The following is an 18,686-nucleotide window of genomic DNA, read 5'->3' as shown; positions in this document are numbered from 1 at the left end:
GCTGGCGGCGCCGCAGGCACTGAGCCAGTTGCAGGAAAGCCAGCAGCTGCTGCAGCAGCTGGCCGAGTCGGCAGGCAAGCAGCAGGCGCAGCTGCCTGGCGAGGCGGCCGAGCTGCCGGTGGACGCTACCCTCACCGAACTGCAGGAGACCCTGCGCGCCACCCACAGTGGCAGCGCGGCGGGCAGCATTGCCGGAGGCGACGGTGAAGCGCCGGGCTGGAGTGCGCCGGTCCTGCTGGGCAGTGGCGTGGCCGGCGTCCTCAGCCTGACCCCGGCCGACCAGGTGTGGGTGAGTGGCACCCACACTACGCTGGCCAGCGGCGTGGCACTGAACTGGATGACCCAGGGCTCCTTGACGATGGCCGTGGCCGGCGGCCTGGTGCTGTACACCGCCGGCATGGAACCCAGCGGCGAGAGCCCGAACCAGGAACGCGGCATCGCGCTGCATGCGGCACAGGGCAAGGTGAGTGCGCGTGCGCACAAGAACCAGGTGATCGTGGCGGCCAAGACGCAGGTGCGCATCGCCAGTACCGAAGCGGACGTGCAGCTGTCGGCACCGAGCAAGCATCTGCTGGCGACGGCGGCCGGGGCCTACATCCGGATCGAGGGCGACAACATCGAACTGGGCGCACCGGGCAAGGTGGAGTTCAAGGCGAGCCAGAGGGAATGGCTGGGGCCGGCGAGTGTGGTGGGGCAACTCCCTGTGCTTGCCGCAGATCTCAAAGCGTGCCCAACCAAGGACAGTCAGCTGGCAGCTGCCGGCGCTGCAACTATCTGAAATGAATCATCACTCGCTTGAATCGTTGATCCGGGATGTCGGTGAAAGATTGCATGGTCCGCGCCAGCCGCGCTGGGCAGGCGCAATCATCGATCCATTGGTGCGCGACCCACTTGATGATGGGCTTGTCGCGGAGCTGGGAGCAACCAAACTCAGAATCAATGTGCCACTTCGTGACAAAACGCCATCGCGCCTTCCGTACCTGCTTCTGCTGGAAGCAACCTCTGATGGCGTCGCGCTGCTGCACGCCACCTGCCTTGAGGCAATGGAAGAGCAGCGGAACCCCGATAGTGAGGCAGAGCACGGGTTCGCCATTGGGCCTTGGATCGGCTTCGACTCCGAGCCTGATGAGATCGCCAGACATTGGGCCACGATCTGTACGATTCGAGTAGCCGGGCAGGGACGCCGGTATCTGCGCCTCGCGGATAGGCGGGTACTCAAGTGGCTCTGGCGCCGCCTGGACGCCGCCCAGCAGGCCTTCATGGCAGGACCCATGACGCAGATCCTGGTGTTGGGGCGAGATTCGAGTGTCGCTGAACTCCGCGTGTCAATGACACCACAGCGGGAGCGCACTGGGCTCCGATGGAAGTTCGATGGGAGCAAGCTCGACGAGTGCGAGGCTGTGCAGAGCATGCTCAGAGGATGGCGGCGATTCGCACCAACCGTTCCGGCGAACTACCTCGATCTGGCCGAGTTCGCGCTATCCGAGGCGCAGGCCGCTGGCGCCCAAAGCCTGCATGATCGAGTGCTCCTCGGAGCGTGCGCCTTGCAGGTAGACAATCACGTTCTCAGGTCGCCAGAGCTTCGGCGACTTGTTGCCACATCCCAGGCACAGGCCACGAATCTCGCTTTGGCCCTTGCTGCGATTCCCGATAGCAGGTGGGACGCCATGGCACTGTCCGTCCGACAAGGCGGATCCGGCGCTCGCCATCTGGAGGCCCCTCAAGGAGAGAGCGTTCATGGCTTCAGGTGATAGCAATCAATATTCGAGCAACGCCATCACCGCTGCCAGGAGAACCAAGACGTGCGGTGCTGGCGGCTGCCCGTCATGTGTCAAGTCTGGCCTGCCCGTGTTGCTTACCAGGCCGGGACTGGCTGAAGCACGATACGCGGCCAGATCAGCCGCGCAGACACGCCAACTGATGGCCGGGCTTTCCGCGCCCGACCTGAAGTTCTCCGACTATGTCATGCGCGCGCTGAGGACAGGGTACGTCTACGTCTACTATCAGACTCCAGCGATGCATGCGCTGATTGGTGGAGAAGGTTGGGAGGCTTACGCTGTCGACGAGGCAGGCTATGTCAGCCCCATTCCGTTGGAGAATCCACCTCTGCCAGAGGAAATGCCGCGCTTCAGTTGTGAGCGCGCGGCGGGCTATGCCGCCGCTATGCTGATCAACATCAAAGAGCCCTCCCGTGCTGGTGAGGTCTGGATAGGTTTCAGCGAAGTGCCGCTATCCGTGAAGGTAAGGCAGAACTACGCGGCAGACCCGGAGCTTCTGAACCAGCGTTTTACTCGCCTGAACGCGTCCACCGGTCAAAGCAGCCGTGCGCTGGCGCTCACGGATGGTGCGATACAGGGCGCAATTGCGGACTACGACGTCGAGCGCGGTCGCATGCTTGAAGGCCTGCGCGGAAATCCCCATCGTCCAGGGCAGGTAGCGCTGGACAAGAATGGCAAGGTCCCAGAGAAGCCGGCTTCGGAAGATGCGCAGACCGAAGAGCGGCGCGAGTCCGCCAAGGACGTTGCCGCGGCGGCGGCTGCAATCGCGGGCGCATCCAGGGATCCAGCCGCCAGACAGCCTCTGATCCTGGGTGTCAGCGACCCGGTCGGTATGGCCCACGAAGCCGCGCATCTTCGCCTGACACTGCCCAGCAAGGCTGTGACGTGGTTGATGGCGCAGAAGGACGGTGCGCGACGCCTGCAGACTGCAGTGACGCTGGTGGGGCTTCAGCAGATGCTGGTTGAGCAGGCCAGGGTGCGGGAGGCTGACTTCCGTGATCGCAATCCGCCTGCGATGTCTGCAATGGATCTTCGTGCGGAAATGATAACGAAGACAGAGTTCGAGGCTCGCCAGAAGGCAGGCATCGTTCCTTCGTCCGCAAGCTGGTCGCCGCTCGCTATTCCCATGAACGGCCCGTGGGGTAAAGGCGTCGCCTCAAGCGGACAGAACGGCTACGGGACTGTGCACGTAGCCGGCGGCGCTTTTGAGGCCGACGCGCTTGAGCTGATCGATAAGATCAAGAAGAAGGCGTCCGGCAAAACTCGCGACACCGTCACCGGAAAGTCACTGGGCTGGGAAGACTACCTGAAGGAGTTTGGTAGGTACTCCGCTGAAGACAAGGCACTGCGCAAGCACATCCAGGGGGATCACCGCGATCTTCTGTCGTGGAATGGCCGCAAGCTGGTCACCGGGTTCGATTTCGATGAGACGAGCCCCGAAGATGGCATCTATTACAGCCAGGTGGTCGCCAACCTATTGCACGGCGGGCCCATCGACGACGAGGCTGTGGAGTGGTACGCCGACTTCGTAAAGGATGATCCCAGCAACAAAGACAATCTGCTGGTCAGGGCCATGCTGGGCAATCAGAAAGACGCGTTTGAGCAGTTTTCCGGGTGGAGCGTCGAAGAGGGCCAGAGAAACAAGGCCACTGAGGTTCTCAACAATCTGCTTGATCTGGCAGAGAAGCTGAGCGAGTCCAACCAGGGCGGGAAGGCGGCCGCGTTGGCCGTGAAGCACGTTGACACGCTGCGGATTCTTGCACGTGCGTATGCCAGCCCGCTGATCGCGATGGTGGGCGCCGTAGCGCTTGGCGCAGGGAAAGTGAAGAAGACGCTCTCTCCGCTTCTGTACGACCGTGTCATGGCGTTGTTGAGCAGCATGGTCAAACGAGCGGCCCCACACATTACCCATCTGATCGTTGATGCCCCTCTGCGGATGGCAGGGCGCGCGTGGCGGGAGGTCTCAAGGGCATTCACTGCGGCTGCGGCCGACACGCCGGCCGGCAAGCGCAATGGCGTGAAGAGCCTGGTGATTGGAAGCGGAAGCTCTCTCCAGCTGGCAGGTGCCGGTGAAGCGGCTGATACGCGAGTGAAGCTGCATCTGTGGACCAACCAGAGTGAAGAGCAACTGCGCGCGCTTCAGTCGACTGCCCAGCAGGGGCAATCTGTGGCAAGTGCGCGGCCGGCGCCAGGATCGACAGCGGGGACGGCTGCCGCAGCGGCTCCCATTACCATGGGGTCCAGTGGTCTGATGAGCCTTGCTTCGGCCACACCCAAGGTGATTGCCGATGTGCCTACGGTGATGAGTGCCGGTGCCGGCATCATTCAGGCGATGGAAGTTGCCAAAGCGTGGAAGAAGCTGGAGGTTGGCACGGCGAAGGAGCGCAGAGATGCCATCTTCAGCTTCTTCTCGGCAGGGTTAGGTGTGGTCTCGGCATTCCTCGATGTCGCGAAATCGTACGCGCAGAATGTTCTCAAGAAGGGGCTTGCCAAGCGTCTGGAGGCCACCGTTGCTCTGTTTGCGGCTATTGGTTCGTTCATTGATTCGGCGCAGGCCTTTGTTGCTGCTGCGGACGATTTGAAGAATGGGCGCGGTGGTGCTGCTATAGCGCATTCTCTAGAAGGGGCGTCGCTATTTGCTGGTGGGTTCGCTCTTGCTCTATACGCAGCATCGATCGTTGTTCAGGGTTTTGGCACATCTACTTCATGGCTTGGGTGGGGCATCGTCCTTGTGATTCTCGGACTTGCGCTCGGTTTCGTTGCCTCGCTTCTAATGACGCTTCCTCTCGAGGATTGGGCGGCCAGGACTATTTGGGGGAGGTGGATCTCGACCCGTTGGGTCACGCAGGAGGAAGAACTTGGAGAACTCAATAAAGTTCTTTTGGGTGTTGAGGTGGATGCGCAGTATAGAAGCGCGTTCAGCTGGAAGAATGTCGCATCTGCGGATGACGTGATCATCGGTGATGCAGTGAAACGCATGACCGCCCATGACTCCGGTGCAAGGTTCACTAGGGAGTTTTTGGTCACGCTTAAGCTTGTAGATCAGATTCGGAAACGGCTGGGAATAAATATTCTTGTGAGCGGTCAGGGCGCGGCAGGGATGGAGAGCATCGCCCGCTATTCCACCGATGAGTTGGGCAATGCCGGAGAGAACTGGGGCCAGGGCGTATCAGAAGGCAGGATGGATCATGTCTCTGTTGAGGCATTGACAATATCCGGCCATGTCGAGAGTAGTCGATTCTCGGCTTTGGCGGTGGAGCTAACAATTCGAGACGCTCTTGATGGAGGGGACGTTATTGTCTATGAGAGGATGGTGGTTGAATGAATAGACCCAGGAAGCGGTATGGCGACGTTCTGGTTGAAGAGTGGGAGGGCGAGGAGCCCTTCTTTGATGCGGATTTTGCAAAGAAACGGACTAATGGCACCGGACAGGTTGGTGTGGCCCAACCCCGCCGGATCCTGAATTCTACTGACGGTGTCCGAGTTCACAGTGGTCCTTCATCATCCGATGTTGTTCTGGCGGCCTATGAAAACGGGATCATGATTAGCGGGCTGAGAGGGTCCGCAAGTCTTTCATTACTTGCGTGGTTCGGATTTCTTCCAGCCCTGGGTCTCGTCGCGTCGTCGTTCTTTGGTGCCTCTGTCTTGCTGAGGGGGGGCTGGGAGTTTCTGGTGCAGGAGCCCGGCGTTGCGCTTGGCTTCGCATTTTTGGCCTCGTTTCCTGCTCTATTTGGAATTAGTGGATTCAGTGTTCTGTTTCGTATTCTGGTGCTGATGCCATCGGATTTTCCGGTGATATTTAACAGGAAAACGAAGGATGTCTGGGTGACAGTTCCTTCGATGCCGTCATTCATACGGATCTTTGAATTTATTCCGGTGAGGTTTGAACGGCACAGTTGGGAAAGTCTTCAACCGCGAACATACAGGATCCTCGAGGTCACTGCTGGCATGAGTTCTGCTCGCTGGACATACATCCTGACGATGGCTTTCGGACGTGAAGACGACCCCACGAAGGTCGCCAGTGAGGTGAACATCGGCTTCAAGGGCTGGGGAGACGATTTCGAGCTGCTGCAGCTTTGGGAGCACATTCGCCAATATATGAACGACGCCGGCCCGGCTTTGGACCAAGGCGAAAAGTTCAAGACCTTCAGCACGGGCCGACTTCCCAAGTTCCCGGATGAGGCAATGGCGGCCTTGGGGCGAAAGCTCTCGGAATCCGAGGCTTGGGAAATTACGAGGGCCTAATGGCCCTGTTATTGGCGGTGGGCCAGATGAAATGTGAACTCTAAAGAGCCCCGCTGCTGAAAAACAGAGGAGGTCGGTCTATGAGAGGATTTTGGTTGAATGAATAGACCCAGGAAGCGGTATGGCGACGTTCTGGTTGAAGAGTGGGACGGCGAGGAGCCGTTCTTTGATACGGATTTTGCAAAGAAGCGGACTAATGGCACCGGACAGGTTGGTGTGGCCCAACCCCGCCGGATCCTGAATTCCACTGGCGGCGATCGAGTTCACAGTGGCCCCTCATCGTCCGATGTTGTTCTGGCGGCCTATGAGAACGGCATCATGATTAGTGGGCTGAGAGGGTCCGCAAGTCTTTCATTACTTGCGTGGTTCGGATTTCTTCCAGCCCTGGGTCTCGTCGCGTCCTCGTTCTTTGGTGCCTCTGTCTTGCTCAAGGGGGGCTGGGAGTTTCTGGTGCATGAGCCCGGCGTTGCGTTTGGCCTCGCATTTGGGACCTTGTTCGGTGCACTCTTTGGAACTAGTGGATTCAGTGTTCTGTTTCGTATTCTGGTGCTGATGCCATCGGATTTCCCGGTGATTTTTAACAGGAAAACGAAGGATGTCTGGGTGACAGTTCCTTCGATGCCGTCATTCATACGGATCTTTGAATTTATTCCGGTGAGGTTTGAACGGCACAGTTGGGAAAGTCTTCAACCTCGAACATACAGGATCCTCGAGGTCACTGCTGGCATGAGTTCTGCTCGCTGGACATACATCCTGACGATGGTTTTCGGACGTGAAGACGACCTCACGAAGGTCGCCAGTGAGGTGAACATCGGCTTCAAGGGATGGGGAGACGATTTCGAGTTGCTGCAGCTTTGGGAGCACATTCGTCAATACATGAACGATGCCGGCCCGGCTTTGGACCCGGGCGAGAAGTTCAAGACGTTCAGCACGGGCCGACTTCCGAAGTTCCCGGATGAGGCAATGGCGGCCTTAGGGCGAAAGCTGTCGGAGTCTGAGGCGTGGGCTGCTCCAAAGACTTGACGCAAGATTGGCTGCGTCGGCATTTGACCTGCCCCGGTTTGTAGTCTCGACAACCACGATCTGGCGTGTCGGCCGTGAGCCTCTCCCCTCAGATGGGAGGAGAACCTGAAAATAGGGGATTACCGTGCCGCCGCAATCGCCTTCACCCGCGCCCTGGCCAATGCTTCACCAATCGCCGGGCCTTTCAGGTGCGTCGTATCCAGATCCCGTGCCTGTACCGATAGCGCCGCCTGATGCAGGCGCTTGAGCGTTTCGCCCTGCGGGTAGTCACTGTCCTCGAATCCCAGCCGTCCGCGCTTGTCGGCCTCGCAGCACAGGGCGATGCGCGCGATGCGTTCGGGCCGGCGCAGCGCGTCGCAGCGACCGAGCAGTTCCAGCACGGTGGCATCGCGGAGCTCGTCGATGCGGTGCACGTTCAAGTGCTCGCGGCAGACCGCTTCCGCCAGCTGCTGGTGTTCGGCCGGCACCTTCAAGCGGGCGCACAGCGCCTTCAACGGCGTGATGCCGCGCTGCTCATGCATGATGTGGCGCGGCCATTCCTCCGGCGGGGTGAGGCCCTTGCCGAGATCGTGGGTAAGCGCGGCAAAGCCGACCAGGTCATCGCCCGGGGCCAGTGCAGCTGCCATGTCGCTGACCATCTCCTGGTGCAGGCCGGTGTCGATTTCCGGGTGGAACTCGGCACGCTGCGGAACGCCATACAGCGCTTCCAGCTCGGGCAGGACCGGGCCAAGTGCCTGCGCCTCGTGCAGGGTGCGCAGGAACGCCGAAGGCCGTTCGCTTGCCAGCGCCCTTCGTAGTTCCTGCCAGACGCGCTCTGGTACCAGCGCGTCGAGCTCACCGCTGGCAGCGACCTCGCGCATCAGCGCCATGGTTTCGGGGGCAACGGTGAACCCCAGCGGGGCAAAGCGGGCCATGAAGCGGGCCGCGCGCAGCACGCGCAATGGATCTTCAACGAAGGCAGGACCGACGTGGCGCAGCACGCGCTGCTCGATGTCACGCACGCCGCCGTAAGGATCGACCAGCGCACCGCTGTCTTCGTCGCAGGCAATGGCATTGATGGTGAAGTCGCGGCGCTGCAGGTCCTCTTCCAGCGTTACCGCCGGATCGGCATCGACCACGAAACCGCGATAACCGCGGCCGGATTTGCGCTCGGTGCGGGCCAGGGCGTATTCCTCCCCGGTCTGCGGATGCAGGAAGACCGGGAAGTCCCGCCCCACGGCGCTGAAGCCCTGCGCTTCCATCTGCGCAGGCGTGGCCCCGACCACCACCCAGTCGCGGTCGCCGGCGGGACGCTGCAGCAGGCGGTCGCGCACGGCGCCGCCGACAAGATAGATCTTCATGGCGGGGATGATGGCATGCCCGGCGTGCAGAGCCGAATCAGTCGCCGCCCTGACCCGCGTCCGCCGGACAGCTGAAGCGCTTGCGCTTGTCGACCAGGCGTCCCATCAGGCGGTCGCTCAGCGGCAGGGCGTCACCGTTGAGGCGCCAGTCGTAGATCACGCTGAAGGCCAGCACGCGCGCGACGTACTCGCGCGTTTCCTTGTAGCTGATCGTCTCGATCCACAGGTCGGGATCGAAACCGGGGCGCTGGCTCTGCCAGCGTGCCGTCGGCGTCGGACCGGCGTTGTAGGCGGCGATGGTCACATAGGGCAGGCCGTCGTACTTGTTCATCAGCTGGCGCAGGTAGGCGGTGCCGATGGCGATGTTGGTGTCGGGGTCGTAGAGGCTGTCGGCACCGCCGTAGCCGGTCAGGCCGATGGACTTCGCCACGGCGGCACCGGTGGCCGGCAGCACCTGCATCAGGCCCATCGCATTGGCAGGCGAGCGCGCGCGCGGAGTGAAGATGCTTTCGGCGCGGATTTCCGCAGCGACCCAGGCCGGGTCGATGGCATTGCGCGCCGATTCGCGGCGGATCGTGGCGTCATGGTGCAGCGGGAAGCGCAGGTCATACAGGCGCTGCTCCTGCGGCTGCTTGCCGAGGGAGAACACCGCGCGGTCGAACCAGCCGTTGTCCTGGGCCACCCGCACGGCCAGTCGGCGCTGGGCGTCATCGAAGCGCGACAGCGCGCTGTTCCATTCGGCCACCGCCCAGCCGGCGCGATCGATCTGGAACAACGCCACTGCGCGCTGGATGGCAGGATCGCGAGCCACTGCGGCCTTGGCCTGTTCGCTGTCGTTGGGTTTCCACGGGCACAGCGTGTAGCCCTGCTGCAGCTTGTCGGCCGCGAGGAAGCCGTGGAAGGTGGGCGTGCGCGCGGCCTCCCGGAACAGCGACTGTGCCTGCTGTGCCTGCCCGGTCTTCTCCAGCATGCGTCCTTCGTAATAGCGCCAGCGTGGATCGTTGCGCTGCTTCGGCCCCATCTTGCGGATCGCCGCCAGGGTCGCCGGCCAGTCGCCACGCGACATCGCTTCGCGCACGCGCCATTCATGCAGGCGCTCGTCGTAGGCGGCGTCGGGGACTGCATTGAGGCGCCGCGCGGAATCAGGCAGGTAGGAGGCAACCGTCCACAGCGCGATCTGATAGCGCACCTGGGCCTGCTGCTCGGCACTCAGGCCCAGGGCCTGCGCGTACTGCGGCAGCTGCTGCTCGGTGGCATCCGGATCGGCCTTGGCCAGCTTGACCAGGCCATCGGTGGCGATGCGCCGGCTGCGATCATTGCGCGGCCAGTTCAGTGCGCTGGCATTGGGCTTGTCGACGAACGCAGCATAGGTGTTGGCCAGCGCCAGGTCGGCGGCGGGAAGCCCACGCGCGGCGCTGCGCATCACCGCCGGCTGCTGCGCGTCGGCGGCCGCGTCGATGCGCTCCCAGCGCAGTGCGTCGCTCAGGCCCCCCTGGGCCTGCAGCACGGCGAACACTGCATCACAGCCGTCGGGAAGTGACTTGCCGTTCCGGCGCCACAGCTCCTGGGCGTCGCTGATCCATTGCGGATCGACGCCGCCGGTCACCTGTCGCGCGGTCAACTGCGCACAGCGCAGGCCGAGATTGTCGGTAGGGGCCCAGTTGGCGAGCAGGGTGGGCCAGTCCTGCCGGCGTGCCACCGAAGGCAGCCACACGCTGCGGAAGGTGGTGGCCACGGCCTGGCCCTCGTAACGCTTGAGGAAGGCCTGCGCCTGCGCGGTGTCGACCGTGTCGATGTTGCGCCGCAGATTGGCGTACTCCAGCCAGCCATAGGCCGGATGGCGGCTGAGCGCGGCGGCCTGGCCGGGATCGAACTGGCCGCGTTCGGCAGCGGCGATGGCGGCTTTGAGCTGCGCGTTCTGGGCATCGAGGGACTGGGCACCGGCGCAGCCGATCAGCAGCAGGGAGGCCAGCGGGAGCAGGGACAGGGCGGTCGAAGAGCGTCGGGTCATGGCGCCAGCATAGCGGGCACTGGCTGAATTCAGTTTCGCATCGCGTGCACGCCAGACAAAGGCAACGGCGGCTGAATGCAGGTGCATGCAGCCTCTGCCGCAACGGCGGGATGCCGGCGTAACGTCAGAGCCGGGCGAACCGCCCGGCTGCAGGGAGCGGCACATGGCGTTCAGTAGCGCAGGAAGGAATGGCCCGCTGGCGGAGATCAATGTCACGCCATTGGTGGATGTGATGCTGGTGCTGTTGATCATCTTCATCGTGACCGCACCGATCGTGGCCCGGCCGATCGCAGTGCAGTTGCCGCAGGCGACCGATCGCGTGGTCGCCCGGCCGGACCCGCCGCCGCCGATCGAACTGCGTCTGGATGCAGCCAACCAGCTCAGCTGGAACGGCCACCCTCTGGCCATTGCCAATCTGCAGTCGCGCCTGCAGGCGCAGGCGGGTAAGTACGCCGGCAACCTGCCGGAGCTGCGCATCGCGACCGATCCGGCGGCCGAGTACGAAGGGATGGCACGCATCCTGGCGGCGGCCGAGGCCACCGGCATGGAGCGCGTTGCGTTCGTGCGCTGAGCAGCGGACGAGGGGCTGTCGATGGACAGCCCCTCCACCAGAGTGCTTTGGAGCACTCTGCGGATGCCGGCACCAGCTGTCGCAACAGGCGCGTGATCACCGCGCCAAGGCTGGGACACGGCACAGAATCTGTCGCTATCTGATGCGATTGCCCGTCAATCGCGTCAAGCCTGCGTGAAAGGGTGTCGGTCATCACGCCGTGATTTTGACTACTTGTTTACAAAGGAGACGCTGCCGCCATGCAGGAGGGGCGTACGGCAGCCAATGTCCCGACATTCCTTTGGAGAGAGAGCGAATGAATCACCTGCACCACCGCCCCCTGGCGGTTGCCGTCGCCCTGTGCGTGACTGCCCTGGCACCGCTGGGCGCCGCCGCACAGTCCACCACCAACCTGGACGCGGTCGAGGTCACCGGTACCCGCATCAAGCGCGCTGAAGTGGAGGGCCAGGTTCCGATCCAGACCCTGACCCGCGGCGACATCGAGCGCACCGGCCTGAGTTCGATCGGTGAAGTGCTGCAGCAGCTCACCGGCTCCGGTTCGGCGCTCAATGCCAAGTTCAATTCGTCCGGCAACTTCGGCTTCCCCCCGGATGGCAGCGGCGTCGGTGCGGGTTCGGCGCAGGTCGATCTGCGCCACCTGGGGGCCAAGCGCGTGCTGGTGCTGGTCGACGGCATCCGCTGGGTCAATGAGTCATCGGCGTCGGGTGTCGGCGCCGCGACCGATCTCAATACCATTCCGCTGGCCATCGTCGAGCGCATCGAGGTGCTGGAAGACGGCGCGTCGTCGCTGTACGGCTCCGATGCCATCGCCGGCGTGGTCAACATCATTACCCGCCGTGATTTCGATGGCGGCCAGGTGACCCTGAACTACGGCGAATACAGCAAGGGCGACGGCACGCAGAAGGGCGTGGACCTGGCCTGGGGCAAGAGCGGTGATCGCTTCAGTCTGTTCCTCGGCGCCAGCTGGACCAAGCAGGATCCGGTGTATGCGAAAGACCGTGAACAGTCGCGCTTCCCGATTCCCGGTACCGGCCTGGCCTTCGGCAGCGGTGCCATTCCGCAGGGCCGCTTCGCCTTCGTCGACCCCAACACGGGCGCGCAGCAGAACATCGTGCCCAACACCGGCGTGAGCAATCCACGCTATGACGGCAGTGCCGGCTGCAACCGCACTGACGACTATCACTGCTTCACCAGCGCTGACCGTTTCAACTTCGCCGAGTACAACATGGTGCTGACGCCGTCGGAGCGGAAGGGCCTCTTCGGTCAGTTCCGCTTTGACATCACCGACAACGTGCAGTGGTACGTCAAGGCACTGGGCAACCGTCGCGAGTCGACCAACCAGGCTGGCCCCGAGCCGCTGTTCTTCGGCCCCGATGGCGCCACCGGCAATCCGCTGGCCGACAACATCACCATCTCGGCGCTCAATCCCTACAACCCGTTCGGCTTCGACCTGGTGTCGTCCGGCAACATGAGCCTGGTCGGCCGCCGCCCGGTGGAAGGTGGCGCGCGCGTGTTCGAGCAGGAGGTCAACACCACGTACTTCGCCACCGGCCTGGTCGGCAACTTCCAGGCGGCCGACCGCAGCTGGTTCTGGGACGTCAACGGCATGTACAGCAAGAACAAGGCCGAACAGACCAACTACGGCAGCTACAACATCTACAACGTCAACCTGGCGCTGGGCGATCCGGCCGCCTGTGCGGCGACGCCGGGCTGCGTGCCGCTGAACATCTTCGGCGGTGCCGGTTCCATCACCCCGGACATGCTGCGCTGGATCCAGCCGGTGGTACGCGACCGCAGCCAGAACGAGCTGAGCCTGTTCACCGCCAATCTGTCCAGCGATCTGTTCAACCTGCCGGCGGGCCCGCTGTCCTTCGCCACCGGTTACGAGTACCGCAAGTACGAAGGCTGGTACCAGCCCGACCCGTTGACGGTGATCGGTCACTACAACGGGGTGCCGTCGCAGCCGACTTCCGGCTCGTACGACGTCAATGAAGCCTACCTGGAACTGAGCGTGCCGATCTTCGCCGACTCGGCACTGGGCAAGAAGCTCGACCTGAGTCTGGCAGGCCGCTACTCGGATTACTCCACCTTCGGTGGTGAGTTCACGCCCAAGTACGGCCTGCGCTGGCAGGTGACCGATGACTTCGTGCTGCGCACCACCTATGCCGAAGGCTTCCGCGCGCCGTCGATCGGCGAACTGTACGGCTCGGCCGCGCGCGCGGACCTGCAGCTGTTCGATCCGTGCTCGATCGGCCTGGGCGGCACGCCGCCGCGTGGCAGCGCCGCCAACTGTGCCGCGCTGGGCGTGCCGGCCGGCTTCCAGCAGGCCAACTCGCAGATCTCGGTGACCACCGGCGGCAACCGCGAGCTGGAACCGGAGCGTTCACGCAGCTTCAGTGCCGGATTCGTCTGGAGCCCGTGGTTCGGCAACAACACCTCCTGGTCCGAGCGCTTCGATGTGGAAGTGACGTTCTACCGCCACAACATCGATGGCGCGATCCAGGCGATCAACGCGCAGACCCAGCTGGACCTGTGCGTGGATACGCTGGATCCGGTCTACTGCGATGGCATCACCCGTGCCAGCACCGGCGCGGTCAGCAGCTTCAACAACCGACTGACCAACCTGGGTTCGATCAAGACCGATGGCTGGGACGTGGACCTGTTCTGGACGCTGCCGCAGACCTCGATCGGCCAGTTCAAGCTGGGCTGGAAGAACACCTTCGTCGGTCGTTACGAGGCCACCGGTGCGGCCGGCCAGCGGCAGCCACAGAAGCCGGGCGTGGAAGTGGCCGACAGCTCGATTCCGGAATGGACCAGCAACGCCAGCATTGGCTGGACACTGGACAACTGGAGCGCGAACTGGACGGTGCGGCACATCTCCGAGTTGACCGAAGACTGTGGCGACGCCGTGGCGTTCCCGGTGTGCAGCAACCAGGTGGCGGGCACCAATACGCTCTCGGCGACCACCTTCCATGATCTGCAGGTGGGTTACAGGATCGACTGGATGAAGGGATTGCAGCTGACCGCCGGCCTGAACAACGTGTTCGACAAGGATCCGCCGATCTGCCTGTCGTGCTCGCTGAACGGCTATGACGCGTCGACCTATGACATCCCGCGTGGCCGCTACTGGTACCTGCGCGCGGACCTGCGGTTCTGATGTGAAGGGGGGCAGCGCCGGACACTCCGGCGCTGCCTTGCGGGTGTAGAGCCGAGCCCATGCCCGGCTGATTCCCTGCAGCTGATCAGAACGACCAGGTGAACGTCAGCGAGCCGTTGCGGCCATCGCCGTACGCGCCGTAGCCGTTGATCTGCGAGAGGTACTGCTTGTCCAGCAGGTTGTTGAGGTTGGCCTGCACGCTGAACTCCGGCGAGATGCGGTAGCGCACGAAAGCGCTGACCAGGGCATAGCCGTTCTGCTCGATGCGGCCGTAGGCCGGCACCGCATAGTAGATGCGGTTCTGCCAGTTCGCCCCACCGCCGACCGTCAGTGCCTGCAGCGACTGCGGCGTGTAGCTGGTGAACAGCTTCAGCGCGGTCTGCGGCAGGTTGGTGTTGATGTCGGCATCGTTGGCATCCTTGGCCACGTAACGCGAGGCACCGAAGGTCGCGTTCCAGCCCGGGGCCAGCTCGCCGTTCAGTTCGAATTCGAAGCCGCGGCTGACCGTGCCGCGCGCGGCGCGGTAGGCGAATTCGTTCTGGCTGCCCTGCACCGGCTCACCGGTGGCCTGGCCGACGTTGTCCTGCTCGATGCGGAACACCGCCAGCGAAGCATTGAGGCGGTTGTCGAACCACGCGCCCTTGACGCCCACTTCGTAGCTCTTGCCATCGACCGGATCGAGGTAGCTGCCGTTGCGGTCTTTCAGTGTCTGCGGCTGGAAGATCTCGGTATAGGCGGCGTAGGTGGAGAAGGTATCGTTGATGTCCAAAACCAGGCCGGCATAGGGCGTGGTGACCTTGTGCGAGCGGTCCGCACCTTCGCCTTCACTCTTCCAGTCGGTGTAGCGTGCGCCGACGATGAGCTTCAGCGGGTCGGCCAGCGACAGGCGCGTGGCCATGTAACCGGCCTTCTGGGTGATGGTGCCTTCGCTGGCCAGCGCCAGCGGGTTCCAGTTCGGCTCGGAGATGTCGCCGGTCCAGCCAAGGTAGCTGGTGAACGGGTCCCAGCTCTGGCCGGGGCCGCCAATCTGGTAGTCGCCGTAGTTGGCGTACTCGCGCTTGTTGTAGCTCAGGCCGGCCATGAACTGGTGCTCGCGGCCGAACAGCCGGAACGGGCCGTCGATATAGCCATCGACCGCGTTGACCTTGCGCTCGGTGTTGTAGAAGCCGGCCGACGGCGAAATGCCGGTGCCGGTGGTCCTGTCGAAGAACGAGGCACCACTGGTCCAGTCGTTGTAGGCCGGGTAGAACAGCTTGTCGTCGGCCTTGGTCTCATCGTGGGTCGCACCGACCTTGAACTTCCAGCCATTGCTGAAGGCATGCTGCAGGGTGGCGAACGCGCGCTTGCTGGTGGTGTCCCAGTAGGTCCAGTTCGGACTGGCGTTGAACGATTCGTCGTAGCCGGTGGCCGAGCCGTCGGAGAACAGCATCGGGAAGCCGCCCCAGGTCGCACCATTGGCGCGCTTCTGCTGGTAGTCGTAGCCCACGCTCAACTGCGTGTCCGGAGTCAGGTCGGCGTCGATCACCGCGTAGCCCAGCGTCTTGTGCTGGTTGTAGCGGTCCATCTGCGCGTCGGTGTCGAGGTAGCTGCCGATCACCCGGCCACGCACGGTGCCACTGGCATTCAGCGCGCTGCCCACGTCCACGGTGGTACGGGTACGGCCCCAGCTGCCGACGTTCACCGATACGCTGCCGGCCAGCTCGGCGCTGTCGGCATGCTTGCGGATCAGGTTCACCGAGGCGGACGGGTTGCCTGCGCCACTGAGCAGGCCGGTGGCGCCGCGCACCACCTCCACGCGGTCATACAGGGCGAGGTCCAGGCCGGAATCGCCGTAGCTCCAGTTCTGCACCATCTGCGTGGGCAGGCCATCGAACTGGTAACTGTCGATGTAGAAGCCGCGCGCATAGAACTCGGTGCGCTCGCTGTCCGATTGCGTGCTGGTCACACCGGTGGTGTTGGCCAGCACGTCGATGATGTCGTCCAGGTTCTGATCTTCGATGCGCTGATGGCTGATGATGCTGACCGACTGCGGAATCTCGCGCGGCGTCAGGTCGAAGCGGGTACCGGCCGAGGTGCGGCGTACCGAGTAGCCCTCCGCACGCTCGCCCTTGACCACCACCTTGTCGAGGGTGGTCGCATCGGTGGCGGTTTCTGCGAAGGCGGTCGGGGCGATGGCGCAGAGTGCGGCGAGCACGGCAACGGACAGCCGCTGTGGCTGCGGGATACGGAATGCAGGACGGTTCATGGGATTCCTGGACGAGCATGCGCGTTCGGCCGACATCCAGGAGGCGAGGCGCTACGGGTAGGGGAAAGGCGGGCGCGCCGTCCTGGCGACGCTGCAATCGAAAGGAATGTTAATACGAACTATTCCTATTTACAAATCATGAACGGGGATGCGCAGCACCGGATCGTCAGGCTGCTGCGGGAGATCGCCGTCCCGTGGCTTAGCGGCGCAGCAGTGGCAGAGGATCCCGCGCGCCGTCTGCGCCGTAGATGCCCCAGTGCAGGTGCGGCGGGGTGCCCTTGGCGTTGCCGCTGTCGCCGACGTGGCCCAGCAGCTCGCCCGCGGCTACGACCCGGCCGCGCGCGAGGCCTGCGGCCCAGCTCTCCAGATGGGCGTAGTAGTAGCGCTCGCGGCCGGGGCCGATCACCCAGACCTGACGGCCGCCCAGGCCGCCTTCCCGCACCTCGGCAACCACGCCCGGGGTCGCGCTGCGGACCGGGGTACCCCGCGCGGCGAAGATGTCGATGCCGGCATGGCTGCGGTCGCGCCCGCGCGGCGCGCCGAAGGTATCGGCGATCTGGCCCGGCCGCACGCCGTCCACCGGTACCGGCAGCTCGGTGGCCGGTGGCATCCGGGCCAATGACCACAGCATCTTCGGCGCTTCGGCCCAGCGGCTGTTCCAGACGGACAGGGCGGCAACGACGGTGACGACCAGCAGGAACGCACGCAGCAGCCAACGGCGCAGCAGGCGGGCGGAAGACGTGGAGGGTGTGCGGGGCGAAGGATTCATGCCGCGCCAGTATGGCGCGGTGGGTGTCGAGGCCGGTTCATTCCAGGGGGACTTCGAAACTGCGCTTCAGCGTGGACAGTGCCACCGCGGTGCGGAATCGTTCGATGTTGTCGTCGCCACCGAACAGCCGCTCGCTGATGGCGTCGTATTCCTCCATCGAGGTGGCCGAAAGCACCAGCAGGAAATCGCCGTCACCGGTGATGGCATAGCACTGCTGCACCGCCGGGTCGTCCTGCACGCGCTGCTTGAACGGCGCCACGCGATCACGCTGCTCGCTGACCATGCGCACTTCGACGATGAGGGTCAGCGGTCGGCCGATCCGCGCCGCCGCGACCACGGCCACATTGGCCGCGATTACACCGCTGTCCTGCAGACGCCTGATCCGTCGCTGCACCGCCGGCGTCGACAGGTGCACGGCTTCGGCGATCTCCCGCTGTGGCAGCGTGTTGTCCCGCTGCAGCAGGGCGAGGATGGCGCGGTCGAAGCTGTCCAGCACGGGGGCAGTGGCCATGGCGAGCAGAAGTTGCATGGACGGGCCGGTAATTGAGCCAAGTGCTCGCCGTCGACGCAATAGACTGGACGCATGCAGACTTCACGATTCGCGCCGATGGTGCCGGCGCTGGCGGTGCTCGGCTCGGTAACGGCGCTGTCCGTTGGCACGTCCTATGCAAAGCACCTGTTCCCGCTGATCGGCGCGCAGGGCACCAGCGCGCTGCGCGTGGGCTTCTCCGCACTGTTGCTGCTGCTGTTCTGGCGACCCTGGCGCTGGAAGACCCGCCGCGCGGATGCGATCACCATCCTGCGCTACGGCATCACGCTGGGCCTGATGAACCTGCTGTTCTACATGGCCATCCGCACGATCCCGTTCGGCATCGCGGTGGCCATCGAGTTCACCGGGCCATTGACCGTGGCGATGCTGTCGTCACGGCGCCCGATCGATTTCCTGTGGGTGGGATGCGCAGTGGTCGGCCTGCTCCTGCTGTTGCCGCTGGGCGGTGCGGCGGCACTGGACCCGGTGGGCGTGCTGTATGCACTGGGTGCGGCGGCGTGCTGGGGCCTGTACATCGTGTTCGGCAAGCGCGCCGGCCACCTGCATGCCGGCCATTCGGTGTCGCTGGGCCTGCTGGCGGCGTCGCTGGTGGTGGTGCCGGTCGGGGTGATCCATGCCGGCGCGGCCCTGCTCGATCCGAAGATCCTGCTGGCGGGCCTGCTGGTGGCACTGGTGTCCAGTGCGATTCCCATGTCGCTGGAGATGATGGCGCTCAAGCGCCTGCCGAAGGAAACCTTCGGCATCCTGATCAGCATGGAGCCGGCGGTGGCCGCGCTGTGGGCGATGCTGCTGCTGCACGAACACCTGCATGGACTGCAGTGGCTGGCGATCGGCTGCACTGTGGTGGCTTCGGTGGGGAGCACGATGACGGCGCGGCGGTCGAAGGCGCCGGCGTTGCAGGCGGGGTAGCGGCGGGCCCACCCCCGCGGAGTGGGGTGCCAGGGCCCCGCCAGGGACCGCGCGAAACGCGAACCCGGCGGCCGGGGCCGGGACAGGC

Annotated in this window: 13 protein-coding genes; 8 read left to right on the top strand and 5 right to left on the bottom strand. The window is 64.0% G+C overall.

The features are described 5' to 3' along the window. The 5 genes from ACVOKU_RS18270 to ACVOKU_RS18250 form a co-directional block, all read left to right on the top strand. Positions 1–778 (top strand): DUF2345 domain-containing protein (locus ACVOKU_RS18270; RefSeq protein ID WP_481560569.1); only part of this gene is annotated, 778 nt, incomplete at its 5' end. Position 779: 1 nt separating this feature from the next. Continuing rightward, positions 780–1,751 (top strand): DUF4123 domain-containing protein, encoded by a 972-nt coding sequence (locus ACVOKU_RS18265; RefSeq protein WP_481560568.1) that lies wholly within the window; start codon positions 780–782, stop codon positions 1,749–1,751. After that, positions 1,738–5,103 carry a T6SS effector BTH_I2691 family protein gene (locus ACVOKU_RS18260; protein ID WP_481560567.1) on the top strand — a complete coding sequence of 1,122 codons (3,366 nt, stop codon included), beginning with the start codon at positions 1,738–1,740 and terminating at the stop codon, positions 5,101–5,103. The genes ACVOKU_RS18265 and ACVOKU_RS18260 overlap by 14 nt, the downstream gene beginning before the upstream one ends. Further along, positions 5,100–6,023, top strand: coding sequence for a DUF6708 domain-containing protein (locus tag ACVOKU_RS18255; protein WP_481560566.1), 924 nt, complete (start codon positions 5,100–5,102; stop codon positions 6,021–6,023). The genes ACVOKU_RS18260 and ACVOKU_RS18255 overlap by 4 nt, the downstream gene beginning before the upstream one ends. A 99-nt stretch (positions 6,024–6,122) precedes the next feature. Then, the gene (locus tag ACVOKU_RS18250; protein ID WP_481560565.1) at positions 6,123–7,046 is read left to right on the top strand and encodes a DUF6708 domain-containing protein; all 924 of its coding nucleotides are present in this window, start codon (positions 6,123–6,125) and stop codon (positions 7,044–7,046) included. 119 nt (positions 7,047–7,165) lie between these two features. On the opposite strand, the gene ACVOKU_RS18245 is transcribed toward ACVOKU_RS18250, so the two are convergent. Both ACVOKU_RS18245 and ACVOKU_RS18240 read right to left on the bottom strand, forming a co-directional pair. Continuing rightward, positions 7,166–8,386, bottom strand: coding sequence for a multifunctional CCA addition/repair protein (locus ACVOKU_RS18245; RefSeq protein WP_481560564.1), 1,221 nt, complete (start codon positions 8,384–8,386; stop codon positions 7,166–7,168). Positions 8,387–8,423: 37 nt separating this feature from the next. After that, positions 8,424–10,397, bottom strand: coding sequence for a transglycosylase SLT domain-containing protein (locus tag ACVOKU_RS18240; RefSeq protein WP_481560563.1), 1,974 nt, complete (start codon positions 10,395–10,397; stop codon positions 8,424–8,426). A gap of 163 nt (positions 10,398–10,560) precedes the next feature. Between ACVOKU_RS18240 and ACVOKU_RS18235 the strand changes: the two genes are divergently transcribed. Both ACVOKU_RS18235 and ACVOKU_RS18230 read left to right on the top strand, forming a co-directional pair. Further along, positions 10,561–10,968, top strand: coding sequence for an ExbD/TolR family protein (locus tag ACVOKU_RS18235; RefSeq protein ID WP_481560562.1), 408 nt, complete (start codon positions 10,561–10,563; stop codon positions 10,966–10,968). Between the two features lie 295 nt (positions 10,969–11,263). Continuing rightward, a complete protein-coding gene (locus ACVOKU_RS18230) occupies positions 11,264–14,125 on the top strand; it encodes a TonB-dependent receptor (protein ID WP_481560561.1) in 2,862 nt (953 codons plus the stop codon). An 85-nt stretch (positions 14,126–14,210) separates the two neighbouring features. On the opposite strand, the gene fhuE is transcribed toward ACVOKU_RS18230, so the two are convergent. The 3 genes from fhuE to ACVOKU_RS18215 form a co-directional block, all read right to left on the bottom strand. Next, positions 14,211–16,370, bottom strand: a complete 2,160-nt coding sequence (gene fhuE, locus ACVOKU_RS18225) for a ferric-rhodotorulic acid/ferric-coprogen receptor FhuE (protein WP_180875849.1) — start codon at positions 16,368–16,370, stop codon at positions 14,211–14,213. A gap of 199 nt (positions 16,371–16,569) precedes the next feature. Then, the gene (locus ACVOKU_RS18220; RefSeq protein WP_481560560.1) at positions 16,570–17,139 is read right to left on the bottom strand and encodes a M23 family metallopeptidase; all 570 of its coding nucleotides are present in this window, start codon (positions 17,137–17,139) and stop codon (positions 16,570–16,572) included. 37 nt (positions 17,140–17,176) lie between these two features. Continuing rightward, positions 17,177–17,650, bottom strand: a complete 474-nt coding sequence (locus ACVOKU_RS18215) for an Lrp/AsnC family transcriptional regulator (RefSeq protein WP_481560559.1) — start codon at positions 17,648–17,650, stop codon at positions 17,177–17,179. Positions 17,651–17,722: 72 nt separating this feature from the next. Between ACVOKU_RS18215 and ACVOKU_RS18210 the strand changes: the two genes are divergently transcribed. After that, positions 17,723–18,598: an EamA family transporter gene (locus ACVOKU_RS18210; RefSeq protein ID WP_481560558.1), complete on the top strand. Its 876-nt coding sequence runs from the start codon at positions 17,723–17,725 to the stop codon at positions 18,596–18,598. Positions 18,599–18,686: the final 88 nt, after the last annotated feature.

Source organism: Stenotrophomonas sp. STEN147 (assembly GCF_056757995.1).
This window is presented reverse-complemented; position numbering and strand designations above follow the sequence as displayed.

Excerpts from the sequence above, each read along its gene's own strand:
- ACVOKU_RS18265 (WP_481560568.1), top strand. The coding sequence starts at position 780 with ATGAATCATCACTCGCTTGAATCGTTGATCCGGGATGTCGGTGAAAGA.
- ACVOKU_RS18260 (WP_481560567.1), top strand. The coding sequence starts at position 1,738 with ATGGCTTCAGGTGATAGCAATCAATATTCGAGCAACGCCATCACCGCT.
- ACVOKU_RS18255 (WP_481560566.1), top strand. The coding sequence starts at position 5,100 with ATGAATAGACCCAGGAAGCGGTATGGCGACGTTCTGGTTGAAGAGTGG.
- ACVOKU_RS18250 (WP_481560565.1), top strand. The coding sequence starts at position 6,123 with ATGAATAGACCCAGGAAGCGGTATGGCGACGTTCTGGTTGAAGAGTGG.
- ACVOKU_RS18245 (WP_481560564.1), bottom strand. The coding sequence starts at position 8,386 with ATGAAGATCTATCTTGTCGGCGGCGCCGTGCGCGACCGCCTGCTGCAG.
- ACVOKU_RS18240 (WP_481560563.1), bottom strand. The coding sequence starts at position 10,397 with ATGACCCGACGCTCTTCGACCGCCCTGTCCCTGCTCCCGCTGGCCTCC.
- ACVOKU_RS18235 (WP_481560562.1), top strand. The coding sequence starts at position 10,561 with ATGGCGTTCAGTAGCGCAGGAAGGAATGGCCCGCTGGCGGAGATCAAT.
- ACVOKU_RS18230 (WP_481560561.1), top strand. The coding sequence starts at position 11,264 with ATGAATCACCTGCACCACCGCCCCCTGGCGGTTGCCGTCGCCCTGTGC.
- fhuE (WP_180875849.1), bottom strand. The coding sequence starts at position 16,370 with ATGAACCGTCCTGCATTCCGTATCCCGCAGCCACAGCGGCTGTCCGTT.
- ACVOKU_RS18220 (WP_481560560.1), bottom strand. The coding sequence starts at position 17,139 with ATGAATCCTTCGCCCCGCACACCCTCCACGTCTTCCGCCCGCCTGCTG.
- ACVOKU_RS18215 (WP_481560559.1), bottom strand. The coding sequence starts at position 17,650 with ATGGCCACTGCCCCCGTGCTGGACAGCTTCGACCGCGCCATCCTCGCC.
- ACVOKU_RS18210 (WP_481560558.1), top strand. The coding sequence starts at position 17,723 with ATGCAGACTTCACGATTCGCGCCGATGGTGCCGGCGCTGGCGGTGCTC.